Consider the following 23537-nt stretch of genomic DNA (forward strand, 5'->3'; position numbering starts at 1 on the left):
CACCACCGGGTTAGCGGCCGCGGACGCCCAGGTCCCCGGGACAGGACGTAGGCGGCGGCGCCGGAAGACTCTCGCCGCCGACAGCGTCGCCGGCGCGGGCCCGGCCGAGGTTCCACGCAAGCCAGTCGTCGGTCCACTCGTCGTCCCTGCCCCAGCCGCTCGGCAGCGCGCAGGCCCGCTCGGCCTCCGGCAGCCTCATCAGCTCCGGGACCGCGTCGGCGGACAGCCCGCCGAGGTAGTCGAAGTCGACCTTGCCGGTCGCTTCGTAGCGGTCGATGTTGTGGCGGGCGATCCATGCGTCGGGGTTGAGCACGGCGAGGCCGGCCAGCGCGACCGCCCCGCTGAGGACGGCTGCGCGAGGGACCCAGCGGCCCTCGAGCCGCAGCCCGGCCACCAGCACCGCGAGCACCACCAGCCCGAGCCAGCCCTCGAAGACGTCGACCAGCAGCCGCAGCCGGGTGAAGCCGTAGGCGTCCTGGTAGACGCTCATGCGGAACAGCGCCGAGGCGACCACGACGAGCGTCATCAGGCACAGCGCGCCGAGCGAGGCGCGCAGCGCGACCCGGTCGGCCAGCGTCGTGCGCGCCGCCTTCCGGGACGCCGCCCAGACCACGAGGAGGGTGAGCGCGGTCGCGACGGTCAGCTGGCCGAAGCCCTGGTGGACGTAGTCGGCGTAGGTCAGGCCGGTGGTGCGCTCGAGGTAGTCGTGGCCGCCGAAGACGACGGTGGCCTGGGCGACCAGGAACAGCGCGAAGACCGCGTCGACCAGCAGCACGGGCGCCAGCCACTCGTAGCGGTGCCGCACCGGCTTCGGCGTGGCGAGGTCGGCGGCGTGAGTGCGGGGCGGGTTGAGGGCGAGGTAGGCCCCCGCCAGCAGCAGGGCGAAGACAGCGCCTGCGACGAACGCGCGCAGCACGAACGTGTCGATGGTCCAGTCGGGCACCAGCGCACCCAGCCAGGACGCGACGAGGGCGTCGGCGGAGGCGAACAACAGCCCGAACACCACCACTGCCAGCAGCGACCACACGACGGTGCGGAGGAGGCCCGGCCCGCGGCCCCGGCCGGCGAGCCCCTGGAGGGTGCGGCCGAACCACGGCAGACCGCGCAGCGAGGCCAGCGGCCAGGACAGCCCGGCGAGCACGAACGAGGGCACGCTCCGGCCCTGGGTCACGCCGATCAGGGCCAGGATGCCGCCGGCCATCCAGCAGAGCGTCGAGATCCAGACAGCGTCGAGCAGCAGCACGGGCAGGCACAGCAGCGCGCAGCCGGCCAGGCAGGCCATGGTGAAGGGGTCACGACGGTTCCGGGCGGCGTATGCCAGCGTCGAGGTCCCGGCCACGAGCACCATGAACAGCGCCAGGCCGGGCTGCCTGAACGGGAGTACGACGCCCGCCAGGACGCCGACGGCGAGGGCAGCGCCCACCAGGTCGCGACGTCCGGGGACGTCGTCCTCGGGCCAGAACGCCCCGAAGACCGGAGCGATGAGAGAGGGCGGGGCCACTGCGACGGGAGTCGGGACGGTCGCGTCGGTGGGTACGGGTGTCACGGTCATGCTGGTCTCCCCCGGAGGTCGTGGGCTGTGGGTCGCGGACGGCAGCAGGGGCAGGGTCACCACGACCCGCGCGCCGCCGACGCCGTCGTCGGGGTCGGGGTCGGTGAAGCGGATGGAGCCGCCATGCAGGTCGGCCACCCAGCGGGCGATGGCGAGGCCGAGCCCGGTGCCTCCACCCTCGTGACCGGTGAGGGTGCCGAACCGCTCGAAGATGCGCTCCCGGTCGCCGGTCGGGACCCCGGGTCCGGAGTCGGTGACCTCGAGGGTCCAGCTGCGCGGACCGGCGCTGGCCCGCACCGTGACCGACCCGCCCGCAGGGCTGTGCCGCGCCGCGTTGTCGAGGAGGTTTCCCACGAGCTGGCGCAGTCGCGGCGGGTCGGCCCGCACCGTGAGGCCGTCGGGCGTCGAGACGTCGTAGGTCACTCCCCGTCCGGGCGGCGTGCCGGTGTCGACGAGCTCGGCGAGGAAGTGCGCCACGTCGATGTCGGCGAGCCGGAGCGCGGCGACGCCGGCGTCGACCCGCGACAGGTCGAGCAGGTCGTCGACCAGGCCGCCGAGCCGACGGGCCTGGGCGAGCACTCCTTCCAGGGCCTCGTCGTCGGAGGCCTCGACACCGTCGGCCAGGTTCTCGAGGCGCGCGGTCAGGGCGGCGACCGGTGTGCGCAGCTCGTGCGACACGGTGGCCACCAGCGCCCGGCGCTCCCCGTCGACGTGGCCGAGGTCGGCAGCCATCTGGTTGAAGGTGCGGGCCAGCTCGCCGACCTCGTCGCCCGCCGAGGCGTCGACGCGACCGGAGTAGTCACCGCGCGCCATCTGACGGGCCACCTCGGTCATCTGCCTCAGCGGACTCGTCATCCCGGCCGCCAGCAGCTGCGTCACACCCAACGCGACGGCCACGGTCACAGGGACGGCCAGCCAGGGCGTCACTCCCCCGGCCGCACCGGCGGTCCCGACGACGGTGGCGACGACGACGCTCGCAGCCACCAGCAGGCCGAGCTTCACCTTGATCGAGGTGACCCGGCCGAGCGGCTCCCCGGTCACGGTGTCTCCAGCGCGTAGCCGACGCCGTGGATGGTGCGCACCCGGCCGGCGCCGAGCTTGGCGCGCAGGGCCTTCACGTGGCTGTCGACCGTGCGCGTGCCCGAAGCATCGGGCCAGTCCCACACGTCTGCGAGCAGGCGCTCCCTGGTCAGCACGTTCCCCGGCTCACCGGCGAGACAGACGAGCAGGTCGAACTCCGTCGGCGTCAGGTGCACCTCCGCGCCGGCCACGGTGACCCGGCGAGGGCCGGTGTCCACGCGCAGGTCGCCGACGGTGAGTACGCCGGCCGGCTGGGCCGCCAGCACCCCGGCCCGCTCCACGCGCCGCAGCAGGGCGCTGATGCGCGCCACCAGCTCGCGCATGCCGAAGGGCTTGGTGAGGTAGTCGTCGGCCCCCACGGCGAGCCCGGCCAGGATGTCGGCCTCGTCGTCGCGCGCGGTCAGCATCAGCACCGGCACCGGGCTGACGGCCTGCACGCGGCGGCACACCTCGAGCCCGTCGAAGCCGGGCAGCATCACGTCGAGGACCAGCACGTCGGGCCTGGCCTCGGCGGCCGCCGTCACGGCCGCGGGACCGTCCCACGCCTGGGTGACGTCGTACCCCTCCGCGACGAGGCGACGGGTCACCGCGTCGTTGATGACCGGGTCGTCCTCGACCACGAGCACTCGTCGGCGGGCGCGCGCTGGGAGGTCTGGGCTGGTCGGCTGGCTCACGTGGCGAGCCTAGGAGCCCGGCCGGGCAGGAAGCCGGGGCGACTCGTGAAGGTTGTGTGGAGATCGGGCCTAGCCGCGCCGGTCGTCGCCGGGCCACACCACGGTCACGCGCGCACCACCGCCGTCGGCCTCGCTGATGCCGACGTGCCCGCCGTGGGCGCGGGTGAGCCCCCCGACGATGTAGAGGCCGAGGCCGGACCCGCCGCTGACGCCCTGCGTCCAGAACTTCGTGAACACCCGGCGACGAAGCTGCTCGGGGATGCCCTCGCCCTCGTCGGAGACGACGAGCTCGATCCCCGGGAACTCGCCGCCGGCAGGCAAGGGAGCGAGGCTCACGTGCACCGTGCCCTCACCGTGCCGGACGGCGTTCTCGATGAGGTTGGTGACCACCTGGGTGAACTTGTCGGGGTCGGCGAAGACCTCCGGAAGCGAGTCGGCCACCGACAGCTCGATGGGGCGGGCGGTGCCGGCCCGCACGGAGTCGACCGCCCTGCTGACCAGCACCGCTGCGTCGGACTCCCGGGGGTAGAGGCTGAGCCGGCCGGTGTCGATCCGGGCCACGTCGAGCAGCTCGGCGATCAGCCGGCTGAGCCGGTCGGCGTCGGCGTTGACCGTGGCCAGCATCAGCTTCTTCTGCTCGTCGGTCAGCTTGTCCCAGCGGTTCAGCATCGCCTGGACGAACCCCTTCACGCCGGTGAGCGGCGACCGCAGCTCGTGCGCGACGGTGGCCACCAGGTCGGAGCGTTCGCGGTCCAGGCGCGCCCGGCCGCGGCCGTTGCGCAGGCTCACCACGAGCAGGTCCACCGGCGACGACACGTCGCGCCGGTGCAGCTTCGCGTTGACGAGGACCTCGAGCCCGCTGGAGAGCAGCCACGACTGCTCGGGCACGCCGGTGCGGGTGCGCAGGCCGTCGTACGGCCGGTTCTCGGACACCCAGTCGCGGCCGTCCTGGTCGACCAGGGTGAGCACCTCCTGCAGCGGCCGGCCGACGAGCTCGTCGACGGGTCGGGCGAAGAGCACCGCCGCCGTCCGGTTGGCAGCCACGACGGTCCCGCCGGCGTCCGCCATCACCACCCCGTCGGGCAGCAGGTCGAGGGACTCCTGCGCGGTCGCATGCACAGGGTGAATCTAGTCGCTTGAATGGCGCCATGACCCTTTCCCGGTGGTGGCCGCTGTCCGGGTACGACGGGCTGCGCGACGAGCTCATCGCGGCATACGCCGATCCGTCCCGCGGCTACCACGACCTCCGGCACCTGACCGAGGTGCTGGAGCGGCTCGGCGAGCTCGAGCGGGCCGGAGCCGACTTCGACCGGGAGCCGGTGCTGCTCGCGGCGTGGTTCCACGACTCCGTCTACGCCGGCGGAGGCGACGACGAGGAGCTGTCAGCCCGGTGGGCCGAGCGGGCGCTGCCGGAGGACGTGAATGCGGCCGAGGTGGCCCGGCTGGTGCGGCTCACCGCCACGCACCGCCCGGACGCGGACGACCGCAACGGGTGCGCGCTCTCCGACGCCGACCTGGCGATCCTGGCTGCCCCGGCCGAGCGCTACCGCGAGTACGTCGCGTCGGTGCGCCGCGAGTACGCCCACGTCTCCGACGCCGACTTCGCCGCCGGTCGAGCGGACGTCCTGGCCGACCTGCTGGCGAAGGAGACGCTGTTCCACACGACGCACGCCCGTGGGCACTGGGAGGCAGCGGCACGGGCCAACGTCGGCGCCGAGCTGGAGGGGCTGCGGGGGCTCAGGCCCGAGCCGCCTTCGGGCGCCGCAGACCGGCCCGACGCAGCGCGATGACCAGCTCCCGCGACGACACCGGGCGCGCCCCGGCCTCGACCATGGCGTCGTAGTGCTCCCCAGGCACGTCGTAGTGGTCGCGGTCGAAGCCCCGAGCGGGGATCCCCTGCGCCGCCGCGAAGGCGTGCAGCTCGCCGTACGACGCGTCGCTGGCCAGGTGCGACCACACTCGGCCGTACCGAGGCACCGCGGGCGGGTCGATGAGGATCATGACCGGTGGGCGCGTGCCGAGGCGTAGAGGCAGATCGCGGCGGCGGTCGAGAGGTTGAGGCTCTCGGCGCGGCCGTGGATCGGGATGGCGACGCGGTGGTCGGCCAGGTCGGCGAGCTGGCTCGGCAGACCCCATGCCTCGTTGCCGAACACCCAGGCGGTCGGGCCCGACAGGTCGGCGTCGTAGAGGTCGACTGCTGCGTCGCCGGTGGCGGCGAGCACGGTGAGCCCCGCCGCGCGGGCCGCCTCGACCGCGGCCACGGGATCGGGCTCGACCACGATCGGCAGGTGGAAGAGGCTGCCCACGGTGGCGCGGACCGTCTTCGGGTTGTAGGCGTCGACCGTGGTCCCGGCCAGCACCACCCCGTCGGCCCCGGCCGCGTCGGCCGTGCGGATGAGCGTGCCGGCGTTGCCGGGATCACGCACCCACGCAGCGATGGCGACCAGGCGGGGCGGCGTCCGGATCGCGTCGAACGGGACGTCGACGAAGCGGCACACCGCGACGACCCCGGAGGGGTTGACCGAGTCGGAGAGCCCGGCCATGGCCCGCTCGTCGACGAGGGTCACCCGCTCCGCGGCGGCCAGCAGCTCGCGGTGTCCGTCGGCCGCGAACGGGGTGGCGAACACCTCGACCACGCAGCCCTCGACCGAGAGGGCACCCTCGACCGCCTTGGCTCCGTCGGCGAGGAACAGGCGCTGCTCGGTCCGGTCGGGTCGCCGCGCCAGCCTGCGCGCGGCCTTGACCCGACCGTTCGAGGCCGCCAGTGGCCGCGCCGGTCCGTCAGGCGACACGCGTCTGCGGGGAACCCTCGGCGGTCTTGGCGGGATCCCGCTCCACGACGTCGCCCAGGGCCTCGTCGATCGCGGACATCACCTCGGGGTCCAGCACGACGCCGGCGGCCTTGACGTTCTCGGCCACCTGCTCGGGCCGCGAGGCGCCGATGAGGGCGGCGGCGACGTTGTCGTTCTGCAGCACCCAGGCGACGGCCAACTGCGCCATGGTCAGGCCCGCGTCGCCGGCGACCGGCTCCAGCTTCTGCACGCGGCCGAGCACGTCGTCGTTCATGAAGCGCTTGACCATGTCGGCCCCGCCCTTCTCGTCGGTGGCGCGCGAGCCGGCCGGCGGCTGCTCCCCCGGCTTGTACTTGCCGGTGAGCACGCCCTGCGCGATAGGGCTCCAGACGATCTGGGAGACGCCGAGCTCGCGCGAGGTGGGCACGACCTCCTCCTCGATGACCCGCCAGAGCATGGAGTACTGCGGCTGGCTGGAGATCAGCTGGAAGCCGAGCTCCTTGCTCAGCGCGTGACCCGCGCGGATCTGGTCGGCGGTCCACTCGCTCACGCCGATGTAGAGGGCCTTGCCCTGGCGTACGACGTCGGCGAAGGCCTGCATCGTCTCCTCGAGCGGCGTCTCGGTGTCGTAGCGGTGTGCCTGGTAGAGGTCGACGTAGTCGGTCTGCAGCCTGCGCAGGGAGCCGTCGATCGACTCCATGATGTGCTTGCGGGAGAGGCCGGTGTCGTTCTTGCCCTTGGGGCCGGTGGGCCAGTAGACCTTCGTGAAGATCTCGAGGCTCTCGCGGCGTTCGCCCTTGAGCGCCTCGCCGAGCACGGTCTCCGCCGCGGTGTTGGCGTAGACGTCTGCCGTGTCGTACGTCGAGATGCCGGCGTCGAGTGCGGCCCGCACGCACTGGGTGGCGACGTCGTTCTCCACTTGGGAGCCGTGGGTGAGCCAGTTGCCGTAGGTGATCTCGGAGATCTTGAGTCCGCTGTTGCCCAGGTATCGAAACTTCATGGGCCCACCGTAGCCACCGCCCCGGACGGACCGAGACGCACCTCGCCCCCGGCACCGTGCGGTGCCGGGGGCGAGGCATGAGCGCGTGGTTCGCGCCCGACCGTGGGGTCAGGCGGTGGCGTCGGCCTTGGGCGCGTTGACGTCATCGGGCAGCGCAGCCTTGGCGGCCTCGACGAGCACGTTGAACGCGGCGATGTCGTTGACCGCCAGGTCGGCGAGGATCTTGCGGTCGACCTCGATGCCGGCGAGGTTCAGGCCCTGGATGAACCGGTTGTAGGTCATCCCCTGCGCGCGGGCCGCGGCGTTGATCCGCTGGATCCACAGCTTGCGGAAGTTGCCCTTGTTCTTGCGGCGGTCGTTGTAGCTGTAGACCAGCGAGTGGGTGACCTGCTCCTTGGCCTTGCGGTACAGGCGCGAACGCTGACCGCGGTAGCCGGAGGCCCGCTCGAGGACGACCCGGCGCTTCTTGTGGGCGTTGACCGCCCGCTTGACGCGTGCCATTTCTTACTCCTTGCTCAACAACTTGTGGGGGGTGCGGCTGGCGTGAGTCGGGCGACTCAGAGGCCGAGCATCTTCTTGGCACGCTTGACGTCGGACTTGGCGAGCTCGACGGTGCCCGTCATGCGACGGGTGACCCGGGAAGACTTCTTCTCGAGGTTGTGGCGCTTGCCGGCCTTCTCGCGAAGGATCTTGCCCGAGCCGGTCACGCGGAAGCGCTTGCCGGCACCGGAGTGGCTCTTGTTCTTCGGCATGTCAGTCCGTTCCTTCTTGAGTGGTTCAGGTCGTGGTCGCGACGTGGGTCACGACCGGCTCGAGCGGGGCGTGACTCCTCACGCTGGGCGACTACGTCGCCCACGATCTGGTCGGTCGATGCGTGACTTCGTCACGCTTCGATCTCCGGATCGAGGTTCTCGGAGCGGCCGCGCTCTCTCTTCTTGGCGACCGGGCCGGCGGCGTGCGCTGCGTCGCGCTCCGCCTGCTCGTCGGCCACCGCGGCGGCACGCTCGGCTGCCCTGGTGTCCTTCTCGGCCTGGATGTCGACGCGGGCGTCGGCCTTCTTCTTGTGCGGGCCGAGCACCATGATCATGTTGCGGCCGTCCTGCTTGGGCGCGGACTCGACGAAGCCCAGCTCCGTGACGTCCTCGGCAAGGCGCTGGAGCAGCCGGAAGCCCAGCTCGGGACGGTGCTGCTCGCGACCACGGAACATGATGGTGATCTTCACCTTGTCGCCGGCACGGAGGAAGCGGACCACGTGGCCCTTCTTCGTCTCGTAGTCGTGCGCGTCGATCTTCGGACGAAGCTTCATCTCCTTGATGATCACGTTCGTCTGGTTCCGGCGTGCCTCACGGGCCTTCTGGGCGTTTTCGTACTTGAACTTCCCGTAGTCCATGAGCTTGCACACGGGGGGTCGACCTTGGGGCGCGATCTCGACGAGGTCGAGGTCCGCCTCCTGGGCAAGCTTCAACGCCTGGTCGGTCGGGACAATGCCGACCGTTTCGCCGTTGGGTCCGACGAGCCGGACCTCGGGAACCCGGATCCGGTCGTTGATGCGCAGCTCGGTGCTGATGTGTCCTCCATGGGTGGTGGGACGGGAGTCGGGTACCGCTGCCTCGCACTGCCCGGGATTGGGCTGGCCCGAAATGCAACGATGGCTCCCGCGAAACCTCGCGGAAGCCAGTCACCGTGCACTCCCCACTCAGGGAACACGCTTCGAGGTGGTACGACGGGTTGCACTGATGTCGTACTGCCTCGGACCGGACCCGACGACCTGTGCCCTCTTGCGAGAACGGCGATCGATGCGGGTGGGGGGCGCTTGGAGCTCGCCTCCGCTTGGTGGTTGAACAACACCGAATGCTAGCCGAGCATTCCGCGGGTGTCCTAATCGTGTGCTTAGCCAGCGCAGGGCACAGGCCCGTCACCCCCGCCCGACGATGCCCAGGCGGGGTGTGGGGCGTGGTGGTCAACCCGGCTCGGTGCCGGTGTCGTCGCGGACGTAGGTGTGGCCGTGGGGGCTGGTCCAGGTGTACGCCGCGGGGCCGGTGCGTTGATATGCCCAGGCCGAATGGGTCTTGAGGCGGTGGTGTCGGCGGCACAGGGCGGCGAGGTTGGTGGTGCTTGTGGGGCCGCCGTGTTCCCAGGGGACGATGTGGTCGAGGTCGCAGCCCCGGGCGGGTCTCGTGCACCAGGGGAACACGCAGATGCGGTCGCGGAGGATCACCTGCTCGCGCAGCCGCGGTGGGGGCTGGTAGCCGTCGCACACGATGGGTTCGTTGAGGTCGAGGACCGGCTTGATGACCACCTGGGTGTGGGATCGGGCGCACCAGTGCCGGACCTGGTCGATCGTGGCCAGGGTGCCGGGCTCGAGCCGGGCGACCGGGTCGTCCTCGGTCAGGTGCACGTGCAGGACCACCGCCCGGGCCGGTGGTGGGGTGCCTTGGTTTCGAGACGGTTGCACCGCAGGCTCCTCAACCGGCGGCGACGCGGCCAGGTCGAGCGACAGCTGCGTGCGCGCGAGCTCTCCGACCGCGGCGGCCCGCCGAGCATCGAGGGACTCCTCGGACCCGAGTGTCTTGAGGGTCTCGGCGCCGTGGGTGATGGCGGCACCGAAGTCCAGGGCGTCGGCGAGGTCGAGCTCGGCGGTGACCCGCATGGTGCCCGCGAAGGACACCTGCTGGTCCTCGATGGTCACATGTCGGCCGTCGGCGGCGAGCCGGGCCGTCTCGGCGGCACGCTGCGGTTCGAACCGGGCGATGGCCGCGTCCACCATCCGGTCGACGGCCGAAACCGTGGTGCGGTGCGCGAACGGGGCCAGCTGGGCGTCGACGTACGCCGCCCCTTGGGGTGAGAGCCGGGCGTGGATGGTGGTCTCGGCGACCCGCCTGGCCCGCCACGCCGGGAGGTCACCGGCTTGGACCCGGCGCCACAACCTCGGGAGCCGGTGCCGCAGCTCGAGGGCTTGGCCGATCAGCTGCTTCGCCGCGGTGGTCGACAGGCCGAGGACGGCACCGAACTCGGGAATGCAGAACTCCGCGACCAGTGGTGCGCCCGGGCCGGCGACCGGCTCCTCGTGCTCACCCCCACCCGGCATCGTGAATGCGGCCGCATCCGACACCGACTCGGGAGGGTGCAGGTCGGCCCACTCACAGGCTGCGACCAGCAGCTCCGCCTCCGCCCGGTCCGCCACCTGCCGGCGGGAGCGTGCGAACGCGAGCACCGCGGACGCGGTGTCGGGAAGCTCGCTCGTGGTGATCGCCATACGAGAAGCCAACCAGGGACCACCGACATTTCGGCGCCCCGATGCCGGGCGGCTGTGAATACCCGGGGGTCTTGGTTTCGAGGCTCGTCGCTGCGCTCCTCGCACCTCAACCAGCGACTTCCTCACACCTCAATCAGCGACACCGGCGGGCGCTCCTCGCACCTCAACCAGCGCCGTGCCGACCGGGTCCTAGGTCTCGTCGCGGGTGATGCGAGTGCCGAGCACGACGCCCCACCCGATGACCGCCAGAAGCAGCGCGAAACCGCCTAGTGTCGCGACGGCGATGCCCAACAACTTGGGTACCGTCTCGTCGTCGACGCTCCCATAGGCCACGCCGATGATGCTCCAACCGACGGCCTGGCCGGCGAGGCCGGCAATGAGCGCGGTGGTGAGCATGGCCCGAGCCGAGCTCGCCGCCGCATTCGCGGCGGGCGGCTCTCCGGACCGACCGGGCGCGGGGGATGCGGCAGCTGGCAGCACCTGTTCGGCGTTGCTCCTGATCGGCGCGCCAGCCGCGGCGACGGACTCGGCCAGCCCGCGACGGTCGCGCATGTGCATCAACGGGTACCGGATCGGCACCTGGTCGTCCCGCACCAGCACGCACAGGGCCAGCTGCTCGACACGAACCTCCTCCAGCTCCGACCACCTGTGCTGGACCGGGTCCGAGCCCTCGGCGAAGACACGAAGCCCTTCGTCATCCACGGCGACGACCGCCCGCGCGTTGTTCACGAGCAGGGGCCACAGGTTCGTGGTGTGTCCTGCCGCGGACACCTCTGCACGGAGCGGCTCGCCCACGGTGAGCTCGTCAAGCTCCATCGGGTCCTCCTTCTGACAGCCACGCCACCCGGTCCCCGGCCCTGCTGAGCGTCCAGCCGGCGGCCACGGCGGTGAGGTCGTCGCCCTCGACGACGAAGCGCTGCGGCCCAGCGAGGTCGACCACCAGCGCTGCTGCGTCCTCCTGCACCGCCGCCAGGGCGGCCGTGCGGGCGGTGACCGGCACCGGCCGGGCCTGGGGGTCCCAGGCGGCCAGCGTCGCTGCGGAGGTGAAGGCAAGCAGAGCCAGCCGGCCGTCGGCCCCGGTGAGGAGCACCGCAGCCATGTCGCTGGTCTTGTCGTGGGCGAGCCCGGCGGCGTCGTACTCCACCTCGCCGAGCAGCGCCACTACCGGCACCAGCAGGCGGCTGCCGACCAGCGCGGCCAGGACGTCGCCCCGACGGGCGACGCTGCCGTCGTCGGCCGCAAGGGCGGCCGCGAGGCGGGGGTCGGCCGACCCGTCGTCGTCGGCGAAGCCGGGGTCGGGGATACGCCGTTCGTCGCTCACACCGCGATTCTCCCCCAGGTTCTGACCCCATGCCCCTTCGCCACCGGTGTGGGAGTCTTGGGGTGTGAGTGAGGCAACCTGGGCGGCCCTGACCGCGACGCTGACCCTGCTGGGAGCTCTCTGGACGGTCTACGCCTTCCGGAACCGAGGCGCGGCCTCGGGGCTTCGTGGTGCGGGCTTCACGCTGTTGCCGGCGGCGGCCTACCTGACCGGCACCCTGGAGATGTTCACCGAGATCGGCCAGTCCGTCCTCGACTGGGCGACGCACCTGGTGTTCAGCCCGATCGTGTGGGCGGGGGTGGTGCTCGGCGGCCTGTCAGTGGTGCTGTTCATGGTCTCGGGGGCGCTGCGCGACCGGGGTCGCGGCGGTAGGCCCGACCGCGGCGGCAACGGCGCCGTCAGGGCCCGTGAATCTCGCAAGGGCGCGCTGAACAAGTCGAGCCAGCCACAGCCAGCGGTGATGGACGACGACCTGGCCGACATCGAGGCGATCCTGCGCAAGCGCGGGATCTCCTGATGGCCCATGGGTACGTCGACCTGAACCAGCTCTGGCAACGGCTCGGCGAGGCCGTCGCAGCCCACGCCGAGCCGCTCCCGACCCCTCTGCTGGTCGTCGACCTCGACGCCTTCGACGCCAACGCCGCCGACCTGGCCCGACGAGCGGGTGGCACGCCGGTGCGCGTGGCGTCGAAGTCGTTGCGCGTGCCTGCCCTCATCGAACGCGCCTTGCGGAAGCCCGGCTTCGCAGGTGTGCTGGCCTACTCCCTGCGCGAAGCGCTCTGGATGCACGAGGCCGGCATCAGCAACGACATCGTGGTGGCCTACCCGACCGTCGACCGCGGTGGCTTGGCCGAGCTGGTCGCCTCGCCCTCAGCAGCGTCGGCGATCACCCTGATGGTGGACGACGTCGCCCACCTCGACATGGTCGACTCCGTGCGCTCGTCGAAGGCGGTGCCGGTGCGGCTCGCCATCGAGGTCGACGCCGGGCTGCGCCTGGGCCGCCAGCACGTGGGGCCCAAGCGCTCCCCCTTGTACGACGGCCCGTCCGTCACCGCGCTCGCGAAGGTGATCGAACGGCGCAGCGGGTTCCGCCTGGTCGGCGTGATGACCTACGAGGGCCAGGTCGCCGGGGTGCCGGACGACGTCCCCGGGCAACGCGCCAGGTCGATGGTCGTCCGCCGCCTCAAGCAGGCGTCGGTGAGCCAGCTGATGGCCAGGCGACACGAGGTGGCCGAGGCCCTGGCGCCGTACGGCCCGCTCGAGTTCTGGAACGCCGGCGGGTCGGGCTCGATCGAGACCAGTGCGGCCGACCCGGTGGTGACGGAGGTGGCGGCCGGCTCGGGACTGCTGGTGCCTGGCCTGTTCGACCACTACCAGTCGTTCCAGGCGCGGCCGGCGGCGTACTTCGGGCTGCCCGTCACGCGCAAGCCCACCCCGGAGATGGTCACCGTGCACGGCGGGGGCCTGGTCGCCAGCGGGCCCGTCGGCGACGACCGCGCGCCGATCCCGTGGGCACCGCCCGGACTCCACCTCACCGGCCTCGAGGGCGCGGGTGAGATGCAGACCCCGCTGACCGGCCACCAGGCCGCCCTGCTCGCGATCGGTGACCTGGTGTGGTTCCGGCACGCCAAGTCGGGCGAGCTGTTCGAGCACGGCACGACCGCGCACCTGGTGCGCGGCAACCGGATCAAGGACTCCGTGCCGACCTACCGCGGGGCCGGCCTTGCCTTCTGAGGCCGAGCTGGTGGCCCGGACGGCTCTCTCCCGACCCGCCACCCTGCACGCCGGCAGGCTGGTCTGCGTCGACGGCCCAGCCGGCTCGGGCAAGACCACGCTCGCCTCGGGCATCGCCGAGGTCACCGGCGCCGAGGTGGTCCACACCGACGAGCTGCTCCAGGGCTGGCGCGGACTCCCCGGCCTGGCGAGGACCCTCGACGCGATGCTCCGGCCGGTGGCCGACGGCGGAGTGGGATCGTGGCGCCGGTGGGACTGGGCCGCGGACGGGTGGGCCGAGGACCATGCCCTCGAACCGGCCCCGCTGCTCGTGGTCGAGGGAGTGGGGTCCGGCGCGGCGCTGATCGCCGACCTGGTCACCGTGCTCGTCTGGGTGGAGGCACCGGCCGACCTGCGCCTGACGCGCGGCATGCTCCGCGACGGTGAGGAGATGGCGCCCCAGTGGAAGCAGTGGATGGTCGACGAGGAGGAGCTCTACGCGCGAGAGCAGACGCGGGAGCGAGCCGACATCCTCGTCGACGGCACCGGCGTCCGACCCCCGGTAGTCAGATGGGCGAGCGGGCCGGAGGCTCGGTGAGGGTGCACTGCTCGAAGCTGGCGACGGTGCGGAACCCCGCCCGCTCGTAGAAGCCGAGCGCGCCGTCGGGGTTGTGGGCGTCGACCTCGAGGCTCACCCGGGCCACGCCCTGGTCCCGCGACGCCTGCAGCGTGTGGCTCATCAGAGCGCTGGCCAGGCCGCGGCCGCGGTGGGCTGGCAGGGTGCCGAGGTAGGGCACATAGGTCTCCCGGCCATCCGTGTTGCCCGAGAGCGGCACGGCGTACTCGTGGCTGAAGAGGTACGACGCCGCCTCGCCGCTCTCCTGGTCGCGCAGCCACGACGAGAGGCCGTGTCGGGTGTGGCGCGGCTGGATCATGAACGTGTCCCACACATCGGCGGTCATCGACATGGGCACCGGATAGTCGCTGAAGGCGCGCTGGTGGGCCACCCGCAGCACCTCGGAGTCGGCCGGGTCGAACTCCACGAGGTCGTAGCCGTCGTGCCTGGCCGGCGAGATGTCCAGTCCACCGAGATCGGCGACCATCGTGAACCGGTAGCGCTCCGGCCGGTAGCCCAGGGCGGCGACCAGGTCTGCCTGGTCGGTGCGGCCGGCCACCGTGCTGGTGACGTACGTCGCGCGGAGACCGGCGCCGTCGGCAGCGTGCCGGGTGCGCGCCCCCGCGAGGGCGCGAGCGGCCATCAGCGTGCCCAGCCCCCGGCCGAGGTACGCCGGATCGACGTCACCGAAGACCCGGATGCGCCGGCCGTCGTCGCGGGGCGCCTGCGCGAGGTACCCGCTCCAGGCGACCAGGTCGTCTCCGTCGAACGCGCCCTCGAGGACCGCACCGGACAGGTGCCGGATCTCGAGGAACTCCTCGGCCGAGAGCTGGAGGTTGGTCGGGTGATCGGCCTCGATAGCCGCTGCGAGGACGGCGAATGCCCGGGCGTCAGGGTCTTCCAGCCGGCGTACGGAAAAAGGCACCGGGACACCGTAAGGCCTAGGTTGGGCGCATGGTTGCGCCATCGGGGGATCAGTTCGAGATCAGTGGTGGGGGCTACCGCGCCGTCGTGACAGAGGGCGGGGCCGCGCTACGCGTGCTCGAGCACCAGGGGAAGCCACTGATCCACAGCTTCGACGAGGACGCCATGTCGTCGGGAGGGCGTGGCCAGCTGCTGATGCCGTGGCCCAACCGGATCCGCGACGGCGCCTACACCTGGCAGGGGCGCGAGCTCCAGCTCGCGCTCACCGAGCCCGCGCGCGGGAACGCCTCGCACGGACTGGTCCGCTGGGTGTCGTGGACGCAGGAGGAGCACTCCCCGCATTCCGTCTCGCTGGTGCACCGGCTCATGGCTCAGACCGGCTACCCGTGGCTGGTAGAGCTGCGCGTGCACTACGTGCTCTCCGCCGACGGGCTCACGGTGACGCAGTCCGCGACCAACCTCAGCGACTCCCCCGCGCCGTACGCCTCGGGAGCGCACCCCTATCTGCGCGTCGGCGACGGACCGGTGGACGGCTGGGAGCTCACCCTGCCTGCCGCACGGCGGTGCCTGGTCGACGACCGGCTGATCCCGGTCGGGCTCGAGGACGTCGAGGGCACGGAGTACGACTTCCGGGTCGCCCGCCCGATCAAGCGGACCGAGCTGGACGACGCCTTCACCGACCTGGTCCGCGACGACGACGGCGCGGCCACCGTGCTGGTGCGCGACCCGGCGTCGGGGCGCGGGGTCGCGCTGTGGGTCGACGAGCGGCATCGCTGGCTGCAGGTCTTCACCGCCGACCCCGTGCCGGGGCTCGCCCGCCAGGCGCTCGCGGTGGAGCCGATGACGGCGCCGGCCAACGCCTTCCGCTCCGGCGACGACGTGGCGACGCTGGAGCCCGGCGAGGAGCTCGCCGTGTCCTGGGGCATCCGGACCCTCGACTGATCCGCGCTCCCGGTCGATGTGGTCAGTGCGGCTGGTCGATGAGCACGCGCAGCTGGCGCATCGCCAGCCGGGCGCGGTCGCCGTCGGATCCCTGGATGCCCATCGCCGGCACCGACGTGCCGTCGGCGAGGTCGAGCACGGCCCACGGCGCCCCGCGGGGCAGATGCACCGCGACGACCTCGGGCCACTCGAACTCCCGACGGCGGTAGCCGTTGACGACGAGCAGCGACCCGGGGCGGGCCTGGACCCGGGACCGGGCGAGCGCGTGGCCGCAGGCGAAGGCCATCAGCCCGAGCGCGAGGAGCGTGCCGCGCTGGAAGACGCTGAACCGGTCACGCACCGACTCGTCGAAGCCGAACCACGCGAAGGCGCAGATGGTCAGCAGCATCAGCCCGAAGAACGTCGCCGCGAGCCGCACTCCGAGCGGTCGCCAGGTGTGGGGCAGCGGCACCGGCTGCGTGCCCTCAGAGGCGGCAGGCATGGATGTCGGTGAGAAGGATGGCCCGCGCACCGAGGTCGTAGAGGTCGTCCATCAGCCGCTGCGCTCCGGTGCGCGGCACCATCACGCGCACGGCGACCCAGCCCTCGCGCCGCAGCGGGGAGATCGTCGGACCCTCGAGCCCCGGCGCCAGCCCGACCGCGACGTCGACCCGCTCGGACTCGATGTCGTAGTCCATCATCACGTAGCTGCGTGCGACCAGCACGCCCTCGACGCGGCGCCGGAACACCTCGAAGCCCTCGGGGCGGTCCTCGGCGCCGCGCGTGATCAGCACCGCCTCGGACTCCAGCACCACGTCACCGAAGGTCTCGAGCCCGGCGGCTCGCAGCGTGCTCCCCGTCTCCACGACGTCGGCGATGGCGTCGGCGACCCCGAGCTGGATGCTGGTCTCCACCGCACCGTCGAGCCGCGTGACGGTCGCGTCGATGCCGCGCTCCTCGAGGAACCGTCGTACGACCCCGGTGTAGGACGTCGCGATGCGCTGCCCGGCCAGGTCCGCGACGTCCTTGAACACACCGGCCGGGCCGGCGAAGTGGAAGCGGGACCGGCCGAAGCCGAGCGCCATCACCTCGTCGGCCTTGGCGCCGCTGTCGAGGAGCAGGTCGCGGCCGGTGATGCCGACGTCGAGGGTGCCCTCGCCGACGTACAGCGCGATGTCACGAGGGCGGAGGTAGAAGAACTCCACTCCGTTCTCCGCGTCGGTGACCGTCAGCTCCCTGGAGTCGTTGCGCTGGCGGTAGCCGGACTCACGCAGGATCTCGGTGGCCGCCTGGGACAGCGACCCCTTGTTGGGGATGGCGATGCGCAGCAGGGACATGGGTCCTTCAGGGGTAGGGCTGTGAGGTGGGCCTAGAGATGGGCATAGACGTCGTCGAGGGTGAGACCGGAGGCCAGCATCAGCACCTGGGCGTGGTAGAGCAGCTGACTGATCTCCTCGGCCGCACGCTCCTTGCCCTCGTGCTCGGCGGCCATCCAGGACTCGGCGGCCTCCTCGACCAGCTTCTTGCCGATGGCATGCACGCCGGCGTCGAGCTGCTGGACGGTGCCGGATCCCTCGGGGCGGGCGCGGGCCTTCTCGCTCAGCTCGTCCCAGAGCCCCTCGAACGTCTTCACGGATGTCAGCCTAGGCGGTGGTCGCCGTCGTCCGTGGCTCGGCCGGGGTTTCGAGACGAGCGCTGCGTGCCGTCCTCGACCTCCGGCTAGGAGTCGTACCCGCGCTTGACCTTCTTGATGGTGGCCGCGGTCGCGAGCGCGGCGGCGGTCGCCTCGTAGCCCTTGTCCTCACGGGAGCCCTCGAGCCCGGCCCGGTCGAGCGCCTGCTGCTCGTTGTCGCAGGTGAGTACGCCGAAGCCCACGGCCACCTGGTGGTCGAGCGCCACGCGGGTCAGCCCGTCGGTGGCGGCTCCGCACACGTACTCGAAGTGCGGGGTGTCACCGCGGATGACCACGCCCAGCGCCACGATCGCGTCGTACCCCTGGGCGGCGAGTGCCTGCGCCACGACGGGCAGCTCGAAGGTGCCCGGCACCCGGATCAGCGTCGGCGCCTCCACCTGGAACTGCCGCATGGCATCCTGGGCTCCGGCCACCAGGCCGTCCATGACCTGCTCGTGCCAGCTGGCCGCGACGATGGCGGCCCGCAGGTCGTGGCAGTCGATCGGCTTCTGGGCCGGTGCTCCGGGTCCGCTCACGGGCGCGCTCCTAGGTCGTCGGGCAGCTGGTGGCCCATCCGGTCCCGCTTGGTCAGCAGGTAGGCCAGGTTGTGGTCGTTGGGTCTCGGGGTCAGCGCGACCCGCTCGGCCACGCGCACACCGTAGTCCTCGAGGTCGGCCGTCTTGTCGGGGTTGTTGGTCATCAGCCGCACCGACCCGATGCCCAGGTCGCGGAGGATCTGCGTGGCCGTGCCGTAGTGCCGTGCGTCGGCCGGCAGGCTGAGGTCGAGGTTGGCGTCGACGGTGTCGCGGCCGCCGTCCTGCAGGGCGTAGGCCTGCAGCTTGGCCACCAGGCCGATCCCCCGCCCCTCGTGCCCGCGCAGGTAGATCACCACGCCGCGGCCCTCCTCGACGATCCGGCCGAGGGCCTCGTCGAGCTGGGGTCCGCAGTCGCAGCGCAGGCTGCCGAACACGTCGCCGGTCAGGCACTCGGAGTGCACCCGGGTCAGCACCGGCACCTCCGCGGCGTCCGACAGGTCGCCGTACACGAGGGCGACGTGCTCGGAGTCGTCGATGGTGATCCGGTAGCCGTACGCCGTGAAGTCTCCGTGTCGCGTCGGCAGCCGGGTCTCGGCGGCCCGCTGTACGTGCACCTCGTGGCGGCGGCGATACCGGACCAGGTCCTCGATCGAGATCATCGCCAGGCCGTGCTCGTCGGCGAACTCGCGCAGCTCGGGCGCACGCTTCATCGAGCCGTCGTCGTTGACGATCTCGACGAGGACTCCGGCGGGGGTCAGCCCGGCGAGCATCGCGAGGTCGACGGCCGCCTCGGTGTGGCCGCGACGCACGAGCACCCCGCCCTCGCGGTAGCGCAGCGGGAACACGTGCCCGGGCCGGGTCAGGTCGCCCGGCTCCGTGGCACTATCGGCGAGCGTGCGGGCGGTGTGCGCACGGTCGGCCGCGCTGATGCCGGTGGTCACGCCGTCCCGGGCGTCCACCGAGATCGTGTACGCCGTGCGGAGCTTGTCCTTGTTGTGCGGCGTCATCAGCGGGATCTCCAGGCGGTGGAGCATCTCCGCGGGCATCGGCACGCAGATCACCCCGCTGGACCAGCGGATGGTGAAGGCCATCAGCTCCGGTGTCGCCTTGGCCGCGGCGAAGATCAGGTCGCCCTCGTTCTCGCGGTCCTCGTCGTCGACAACCACCACGGCCTTGCCCGCCGCGATGTCGGCGACCGCCCGCTCTATCGGGTCCAGTCGGACGCTCATCGGACCGCTCCCTCGTTCCGCATCGGGTCCGACTCAGCCAGCGGGTCTGCGTGGGACGTGCGCTCGGCCCGCCACCAGACGAAGAAGCCGAGCACCACAAAGAACGCGTAGAAGAGGTACATCCCCGCGGTCGGGTAGTAGCCGGCACGCACCAGGGTCGTCACCCCGACCACGTCGACCAGGATCCAGACCAGCCAGAACTCCACCCAGCCACGCGCCATGCCGTACGTCGCCAGCATCGAGCCCGCCAGCACCCAGGCCTCGGTGGCCGGCCCCCACGAGCCGATCCGGGTGAGGACGGCGTAGGCCACGGCGTACCCCACGATGCCGAGGACGACGAGCTGCAGCCGCTCTGCCGTCGTCGCCCAGCGCGGCGTGATCGCGCCCCCGTCGGCGGCTCCGCCGGATCGGCTGGCCTGCGACCAGCGACACCAGCCGTAGATGCTGACGACGGCGAAGAACACCTGTCGGCCGGCCTGTCCCCACAGCGGCTCGCTGGTGGCCCCGCTGAGCTCACCGGAGACGAAGACGGTGAAGAGCAGGATGTTGCCCACGAGCCCGATGGGCCAGGCCCAGACGAGCCGCTTCATGCCCAGCAGCGCGCTGCCGAGGCCGAAGAGGTTGCCCACCACCTCGCGGACGAGCAGCTCGCCGCCGGCGACGGGGATGGTGCCGTGAAGCAGCCAGTCGAGCATCAGTTCTCCTTGGGGAGGTAGGCGGTGACCAGGCGCGCCACGTGCTTGGCGAGCACGTCGGCCTCGAGGTTGACCCGGTCGCCGACGGCGCGGGTGCCGAGCGTGGTGCGGGCCAGGGTCTCGGGGATGAGGGAGACGGTGAAGGATCCTTCGGCGACGGTGACCACCGTGAGGCTGACCCCGTCGACGGTGATCGAGCCCTTGTCGACGAGGAGCGGCGCGAGCTCGGCCGGCATGGAGATCTCCACGATGTCCCAGTGGTCGCTGGGGTGTCGCGACAGGATCGTGCCTACGCCGTCGACGTGGCCCTGCACGATGTGACCGCCAAGCCGCGCGGAGACGGGTACGGCCCGCTCGAGGTTGACGCGGTCGCCCGCGCCCAGGGCACCCAGGCTGGTGCGGTTGAGGCTCTCCTGCATGACGTCGGCGGTCCACCGCCGGTCGTCGTGCTCCACGACGGTCAGGCAGCATCCGTTGACGGCGATGGAGTCGCCCATGCGTACGTCGTCGAGCAGGCCGCACTCGATGGTGATCCGGGCGGCGTCGTCGAGTCGTTCCAGTGCGGTGACGGTGCCGAGCTCTTCCACGATGCCGGTGAACATCAGTGCTCCTTAGGTGGGGTCATGGTGAGTCGTACGGTCGCGTCCTGGCCGGTGCCGAGCAGGGCGACGTCGGTGATGGTCAAGCGCAGGGCGTCGCCGATGGTGGCGATGCCGAGGTCGGCGACGGCGCTGCGGCCGGCGCCCAGAAGCATGGGGGCGACGTAGGCGATGACCTCGTCGACCAGCCGGGCCCGGAGGAAGGCCGCGGCCACGGTCGGGCCACCCTCGAGGAAGACGTGCTGGCGCCCGCGGGCGAACACCTCGGCGAGCGCGGCGTGGGGGTCGCGGGTGCGCAGGTGCAGCGTCTCGGCGTCGTGGTTGAAGACGCGACGGGTCGGGTCGAGGTCGCGCTCCCCCATCACGACGCGCAGCGGCTGGTTGGGCAGGGGGAGGTCGTCGTCGCCGCGCACGGTGAGCAGCGGGTCGTCGACGGCGATGGTGTTGGTGCCGACGAGCATCACGTCGCAGAGCGCGCGCAGGCGCTGCGTGTCGCGCCGGGCCTCGGGTCCGGACACCCAGCGCGAGGTGCCGTCCGCCGCGGCGCTGCGGCCGTCGAGCGTGGTCGCGAACTTCCACGTGACGAACGGGCGGCGGTGGTCGACGGCGAAGGTCCAGGCCCGGTTGAGGGCGCGGGCGTCCGGCTCGTCGAGGCCGCCCTCGGTCTGGATGCCGGCTGCGGTCAGCCTCGCGGCGCCGCCCTGCGCCACCGGGCTGCTGTCGGGTTGGGCGAAGACCACGCGACGTACGCCGGCTGCGACGAGGGCCCGCGAGCAGGGGCCGGTGCGGCCGGTGTGGTTGCACGGCTCGAGGGTCACCACGGCGGTCGCGCCGCGGGCTCGCTCGCCGGCGGCTGTGAGCGCGTCGACCTCGGCGTGAGGGGTGCCCACGCCTCGGTGGTGACCCTCGGCGACGGTCGCGCCGTCGTCGTCGATGATCACGCAGCCGACGCGCGGGTTCGGGCCGAGCGGGATGCCGGGTGTGGCGGCGAGGACGAGCGCACGACGCATCGCGGTCCGCTCAGCGGAGCTGAACGTCATCTCGTCACCTGCCTCCCGGGTCCGGTGCGGACTCTGCGGGGGCGTGAAGCGGGCTCACCGCGGCCGACCTCGACGGTCGACCACACTGACCTCGCTTGCGTGCGTCTTTCCATCCGGACTTTGACCGTCGGTCCAGGAGTTCCACCTGGTCAACCGGTCACTGGTGGTGACCGGGTCGCGGACTTCTGAGCGAAGCGAGGAAGCCTTCGTCAGTCACCGCCGGTGCGGAGTTTCACCGCCCCCAGAGCACGCGAGCCATTGGCTCTTGTTCTGCACAAGCGTCCCACAGCCCGGTTCATTCCCGAGCGCGAGGTCGGCCAATGGACAGGGGCGCTGGGTGGGGCGCTCGGTGGGCCCTGAGCCGTCCCGTCCGGGACGCTGGGCCTCCACGACAAGCCCTTGCCGTTGTTGGAACGTTCGCGCAACGGGTGTTGCTGGAACGTTCGCACCAGCCGTCGGGCCGTTGTTGGAACGTTCGCGCAACGGGTTTTGCGCGAACGTTCCAACAACCTGAAGAGGCCTCTCGGAGCAGACGGAGCATGCTGCCTGTGGATGGCCGGCCACGACTGTCCGTCTCCCCTGCTGTGCTGAGGACATGCCCAGACTCATCGATGCCCCGTCCCGCACCGACACCATGGTGTGGGGAGTCAACTACCTGCTCGCCCTCCACGGCCCGACCGGCGTCACGATGCGCGGCTCGCCAGGACCACCGGCATCAGCACGAGCTCGCTGATGCACCACTACGGCAACCGCGAGCACATCATCCGGGTCTCCGCTCACCGCACCGCGAAGGCCAGGCAGCAGCATCTCCGAGCCGAGCTCCGAGCCCGTGGAATGGTCGCGTTCCTGCCCAGACCCCTCGAGGAGGAGCTGCGCGATGCCCGAGTCTGGCTCGCCTGGCAGGAGGTCCATCGCTCCGACCCGGGCACGCACCTCACCATCGCGGAAGCGCGCGACTGGGAGCGCGGCTACGTGTCCCAGACCCTGCAGCAGGACTACGAGTCCGACCAGGTGCGGGAGATCTACTCGCTGATCGAAGGGCTGCTGGCCGCTGTCTGCGCGCCGGAGAGACCCCTCGACCTCGACACCGCCCACCGGATCCTCGACACCCGCGCCGGGGACCTCACCGCTCCACCCGTCAGGTCAGCGGGCTGACGGCAGTGGCCCGAGCGCGCAGGTCGGCCACCATCGCGTCCGGGTCGCCGGCGGAGTAGACCGCCGAGCCCGCCACGAAGACGTCGGCGCCGGCCTCGGCACACCGCTCGATGGTCTCGAGCGACACCCCGCCGTCCACCTGCAGCCACGTCTCGACGCCGTGCCTGCGCATCAGCTCTCGCGCGGTGCGGATCTTGGGCAGGCACAGGTCGAGGAACCTCTGGCCGCCGAAACCGGGCTCGACGGTCATGATCAACAGCATGTCGAGCTCGGGGAGCAGCGCCTCGTAGGGCTCGACCGGGGTCGCCGGCCTGAGCGCCATCGACGCCCGCGCGCCGGCCGCCCTGATCTCCCGGGCCAGCCGCACGGGCGCCCGGGCCGCCTCCACGTGGAACGTCACGCTGGACGCCCCGGCCTCGACGTACGCCCCGGCGTTGCGGTCGGCGTCCTCGATCATCAGGTGCGCGTCCAGGGGCAGGTCGGTGGAGCGCGCGAGCGCCTCGACCATCGCCGGGCCGAACGTCAGGTTGGGCACGAAGTGGTTGTCCATGACGTCCACGTGCACCCAGTCGGCGGAGCCGATGCGGGCCAGCTCGGCGCCCAGGTCGGCGAAGTCGGCGTTCAGGATGCTCGGCGTGATCTGGATACCCACGGCGCGATCCTAGGCTCAGCGGCGCCCCGGCGACGCACGCAGGGAGCCGTAGGCGTGGCTATGCTCTCGGCTACATCGACCGTTCCGCCTACTTCGGGGCAGGCTCAGCG

General features: G+C 71.8%; 29 protein-coding genes and 1 riboswitch. Of the genes, 7 read left to right on the forward strand and 22 right to left on the reverse strand.

Features of this window, described 5'->3' with window-relative positions; genetic code table 11:
* Nucleotides 1–10 precede the first annotated feature (10 nt).
* From ACP7BP_RS16860 to ACP7BP_RS16870, 3 genes are all read right to left on the reverse strand, one after another.
* A complete protein-coding gene (locus tag ACP7BP_RS16860) occupies nucleotides 11–2593 on the reverse strand; it encodes a DUF4153 domain-containing protein (protein ID WP_426246251.1) in 2583 nt (860 codons plus the stop codon).
* Nucleotides 2590–3306, reverse strand: a complete 717-nt coding sequence (locus tag ACP7BP_RS16865; RefSeq protein WP_426246252.1) for a response regulator transcription factor — start codon at nucleotides 3304–3306, stop codon at nucleotides 2590–2592. Before ACP7BP_RS16865 ends, ACP7BP_RS16860 begins: the two co-directional genes overlap by 4 nt.
* A gap of 69 nt (nucleotides 3307–3375) precedes the next feature.
* Entirely contained in the window at nucleotides 3376–4425 is a 1050-nt protein-coding gene (locus tag ACP7BP_RS16870) for an ATP-binding protein (protein WP_426246253.1), read from the reverse strand.
* Nucleotides 4426–4454: 29 nt separating this feature from the next.
* Here ACP7BP_RS16870 and ACP7BP_RS16875 point away from each other — a divergent pair, with 29 nt between their 5' ends.
* On the forward strand, nucleotides 4455–5096 hold the full coding sequence (locus tag ACP7BP_RS16875; protein ID WP_426246254.1) for an HD domain-containing protein: 642 nt from the start codon (nucleotides 4455–4457) through the stop codon (nucleotides 5094–5096).
* Here ACP7BP_RS16875 and ACP7BP_RS16880 read toward each other — a convergent pair.
* The 9 genes from ACP7BP_RS16880 to ACP7BP_RS16920 all read right to left on the reverse strand — a co-directional run bounded on the left by ACP7BP_RS16880 (nucleotide 5044) and on the right by ACP7BP_RS16920 (nucleotide 11675).
* Entirely contained in the window at nucleotides 5044–5307 is a 264-nt protein-coding gene (locus ACP7BP_RS16880) for a DUF4031 domain-containing protein (RefSeq protein WP_426246255.1), read from the reverse strand. The genes ACP7BP_RS16875 and ACP7BP_RS16880 overlap by 53 nt on opposite strands.
* A complete protein-coding gene (locus ACP7BP_RS16885) occupies nucleotides 5304–6098 on the reverse strand; it encodes a TrmH family RNA methyltransferase (protein ID WP_426246256.1) in 795 nt (264 codons plus the stop codon). Before ACP7BP_RS16885 ends, ACP7BP_RS16880 begins: the two co-directional genes overlap by 4 nt.
* The gene (locus ACP7BP_RS16890; protein WP_426246257.1) at nucleotides 6088–7098 is read right to left on the reverse strand and encodes an aldo/keto reductase family protein; all 1011 of its coding nucleotides are present in this window, start codon (nucleotides 7096–7098) and stop codon (nucleotides 6088–6090) included. Before ACP7BP_RS16890 ends, ACP7BP_RS16885 begins: the two co-directional genes overlap by 11 nt.
* 108 nt (nucleotides 7099–7206) lie before the next feature.
* A complete protein-coding gene (gene rplT, locus ACP7BP_RS16895; RefSeq protein WP_426246259.1) occupies nucleotides 7207–7599 on the reverse strand; it encodes a 50S ribosomal protein L20 in 393 nt (130 codons plus the stop codon).
* Nucleotides 7600–7655: 56 nt separating this feature from the next.
* The gene (rpmI, locus tag ACP7BP_RS16900; protein ID WP_426246260.1) at nucleotides 7656–7850 is read right to left on the reverse strand and encodes a 50S ribosomal protein L35; all 195 of its coding nucleotides are present in this window, start codon (nucleotides 7848–7850) and stop codon (nucleotides 7656–7658) included.
* 131 nt (nucleotides 7851–7981) lie between these two features.
* Nucleotides 7982–8740: a translation initiation factor IF-3 gene (infC, locus tag ACP7BP_RS16905; RefSeq protein ID WP_426246761.1), complete on the reverse strand. Its 759-nt coding sequence runs from the start codon at nucleotides 8738–8740 to the stop codon at nucleotides 7982–7984.
* 318 nt (nucleotides 8741–9058) lie between these two features.
* The gene (locus ACP7BP_RS16910; RefSeq protein WP_426246261.1) at nucleotides 9059–10354 is read right to left on the reverse strand and encodes an HNH endonuclease; all 1296 of its coding nucleotides are present in this window, start codon (nucleotides 10352–10354) and stop codon (nucleotides 9059–9061) included.
* A 189-nt stretch (nucleotides 10355–10543) separates the two neighbouring features.
* Nucleotides 10544–11149: a hypothetical protein gene (locus ACP7BP_RS16915; protein ID WP_426246262.1), complete on the reverse strand. Its 606-nt coding sequence runs from the start codon at nucleotides 11147–11149 to the stop codon at nucleotides 10544–10546.
* Between the two features lie 10 nt (nucleotides 11150–11159).
* Nucleotides 11160–11675: an SseB family protein gene (locus ACP7BP_RS16920; RefSeq protein ID WP_426246264.1), complete on the reverse strand. Its 516-nt coding sequence runs from the start codon at nucleotides 11673–11675 to the stop codon at nucleotides 11160–11162.
* 64 nt (nucleotides 11676–11739) lie between these two features.
* Here ACP7BP_RS16920 and ACP7BP_RS16925 point away from each other — a divergent pair, with 64 nt between their 5' ends.
* From ACP7BP_RS16925 to ACP7BP_RS16935, 3 genes are read left to right on the forward strand one after another with little or no spacing between them, the layout of a single operon-like run.
* Nucleotides 11740–12192, forward strand: a complete 453-nt coding sequence (locus ACP7BP_RS16925) for a hypothetical protein (RefSeq protein WP_426246265.1) — start codon at nucleotides 11740–11742, stop codon at nucleotides 12190–12192.
* Nucleotides 12192–13409, forward strand: a complete 1218-nt coding sequence (locus tag ACP7BP_RS16930; protein WP_426246266.1) for an amino acid deaminase/aldolase — start codon at nucleotides 12192–12194, stop codon at nucleotides 13407–13409. The genes ACP7BP_RS16925 and ACP7BP_RS16930 overlap by 1 nt, the downstream gene beginning before the upstream one ends.
* The gene (locus tag ACP7BP_RS16935; RefSeq protein WP_426246268.1) at nucleotides 13399–13986 is read left to right on the forward strand and encodes a uridine kinase family protein; all 588 of its coding nucleotides are present in this window, start codon (nucleotides 13399–13401) and stop codon (nucleotides 13984–13986) included. The genes ACP7BP_RS16930 and ACP7BP_RS16935 overlap by 11 nt, the downstream gene beginning before the upstream one ends.
* Here the strand turns inward: ACP7BP_RS16935 and ACP7BP_RS16940 are convergent.
* Nucleotides 13955–14929 (reverse strand): GNAT family N-acetyltransferase, encoded by a 975-nt coding sequence (locus tag ACP7BP_RS16940; RefSeq protein ID WP_426246270.1) that lies wholly within the window; start codon nucleotides 14927–14929, stop codon nucleotides 13955–13957. The two genes, ACP7BP_RS16935 and ACP7BP_RS16940, sit on opposite strands and share 32 nt — an antisense overlap.
* Before the next feature lie 29 nt (nucleotides 14930–14958).
* Between ACP7BP_RS16940 and ACP7BP_RS16945 the strand changes: the two genes are divergently transcribed.
* A complete protein-coding gene (locus tag ACP7BP_RS16945; protein ID WP_426246272.1) occupies nucleotides 14959–15870 on the forward strand; it encodes an aldose 1-epimerase family protein in 912 nt (303 codons plus the stop codon).
* Nucleotides 15871–15892: 22 nt separating this feature from the next.
* On the opposite strand, the gene ACP7BP_RS16950 is transcribed toward ACP7BP_RS16945, so the two are convergent.
* The 8 genes from ACP7BP_RS16950 to ribD all read right to left on the reverse strand — a co-directional run bounded on the left by ACP7BP_RS16950 (nucleotide 15893) and on the right by ribD (nucleotide 21620).
* Nucleotides 15893–16351, reverse strand: a complete 459-nt coding sequence (locus ACP7BP_RS16950) for a PH domain-containing protein (RefSeq protein ID WP_426246273.1) — start codon at nucleotides 16349–16351, stop codon at nucleotides 15893–15895.
* Entirely contained in the window at nucleotides 16335–17186 is an 852-nt protein-coding gene (gene hisG / locus ACP7BP_RS16955) for an ATP phosphoribosyltransferase (RefSeq protein WP_426246275.1), read from the reverse strand. Before hisG ends, ACP7BP_RS16950 begins: the two co-directional genes overlap by 17 nt.
* Nucleotides 17187–17218: 32 nt before the next feature.
* Nucleotides 17219–17482 (reverse strand): phosphoribosyl-ATP diphosphatase, encoded by a 264-nt coding sequence (locus ACP7BP_RS16960; protein ID WP_426246276.1) that lies wholly within the window; start codon nucleotides 17480–17482, stop codon nucleotides 17219–17221.
* A gap of 86 nt (nucleotides 17483–17568) precedes the next feature.
* The gene (ribH, locus tag ACP7BP_RS16965) at nucleotides 17569–18057 is read right to left on the reverse strand and encodes a 6,7-dimethyl-8-ribityllumazine synthase (protein ID WP_426246278.1); all 489 of its coding nucleotides are present in this window, start codon (nucleotides 18055–18057) and stop codon (nucleotides 17569–17571) included.
* Nucleotides 18054–19286, reverse strand: a complete 1233-nt coding sequence (locus ACP7BP_RS16970; protein WP_426246280.1) for a bifunctional 3,4-dihydroxy-2-butanone-4-phosphate synthase/GTP cyclohydrolase II — start codon at nucleotides 19284–19286, stop codon at nucleotides 18054–18056. The genes ribH and ACP7BP_RS16970 overlap by 4 nt, the downstream gene beginning before the upstream one ends.
* A complete protein-coding gene (gene pnuC, locus ACP7BP_RS16975) occupies nucleotides 19283–19981 on the reverse strand; it encodes a nicotinamide riboside transporter PnuC (protein ID WP_426246282.1) in 699 nt (232 codons plus the stop codon). The genes ACP7BP_RS16970 and pnuC overlap by 4 nt, the downstream gene beginning before the upstream one ends.
* Entirely contained in the window at nucleotides 19981–20583 is a 603-nt protein-coding gene (locus tag ACP7BP_RS16980) for a riboflavin synthase (protein WP_426246284.1), read from the reverse strand. Before ACP7BP_RS16980 ends, pnuC begins: the two co-directional genes overlap by 1 nt.
* On the reverse strand, nucleotides 20583–21620 hold the full coding sequence (gene ribD, locus ACP7BP_RS16985) for a bifunctional diaminohydroxyphosphoribosylaminopyrimidine deaminase/5-amino-6-(5-phosphoribosylamino)uracil reductase RibD (protein ID WP_426246285.1): 1038 nt from the start codon (nucleotides 21618–21620) through the stop codon (nucleotides 20583–20585). The genes ACP7BP_RS16980 and ribD overlap by 1 nt, the downstream gene beginning before the upstream one ends.
* Nucleotides 21621–21715: 95 nt before the next feature.
* Nucleotides 21716–21874, reverse strand: a riboswitch (FMN riboswitch).
* A gap of 341 nt (nucleotides 21875–22215) precedes the next feature.
* Between ribD and ACP7BP_RS16990 the strand changes: the two genes are divergently transcribed.
* Both ACP7BP_RS16990 and ACP7BP_RS16995 read left to right on the forward strand, forming a co-directional pair.
* Entirely contained in the window at nucleotides 22216–22353 is a 138-nt protein-coding gene (locus ACP7BP_RS16990) for a hypothetical protein (protein WP_426246287.1), read from the forward strand.
* On the forward strand, nucleotides 22353–22775 hold the full coding sequence (locus ACP7BP_RS16995; RefSeq protein ID WP_426246288.1) for a hypothetical protein: 423 nt from the start codon (nucleotides 22353–22355) through the stop codon (nucleotides 22773–22775). Before ACP7BP_RS16990 ends, ACP7BP_RS16995 begins: the two co-directional genes overlap by 1 nt.
* Here ACP7BP_RS16995 and rpe read toward each other — a convergent pair.
* Nucleotides 22759–23427 (reverse strand): ribulose-phosphate 3-epimerase, encoded by a 669-nt coding sequence (gene rpe / locus ACP7BP_RS17000; protein ID WP_426246290.1) that lies wholly within the window; start codon nucleotides 23425–23427, stop codon nucleotides 22759–22761. The genes ACP7BP_RS16995 and rpe overlap by 17 nt on opposite strands.
* Nucleotides 23428–23537: the final 110 nt, after the last annotated feature.

It is taken from the genome of Nocardioides sp. LHG3406-4, assembly GCF_049897745.1.
GTDB lineage: Bacteria > Actinomycetota > Actinomycetes > Propionibacteriales > Nocardioidaceae > Nocardioides.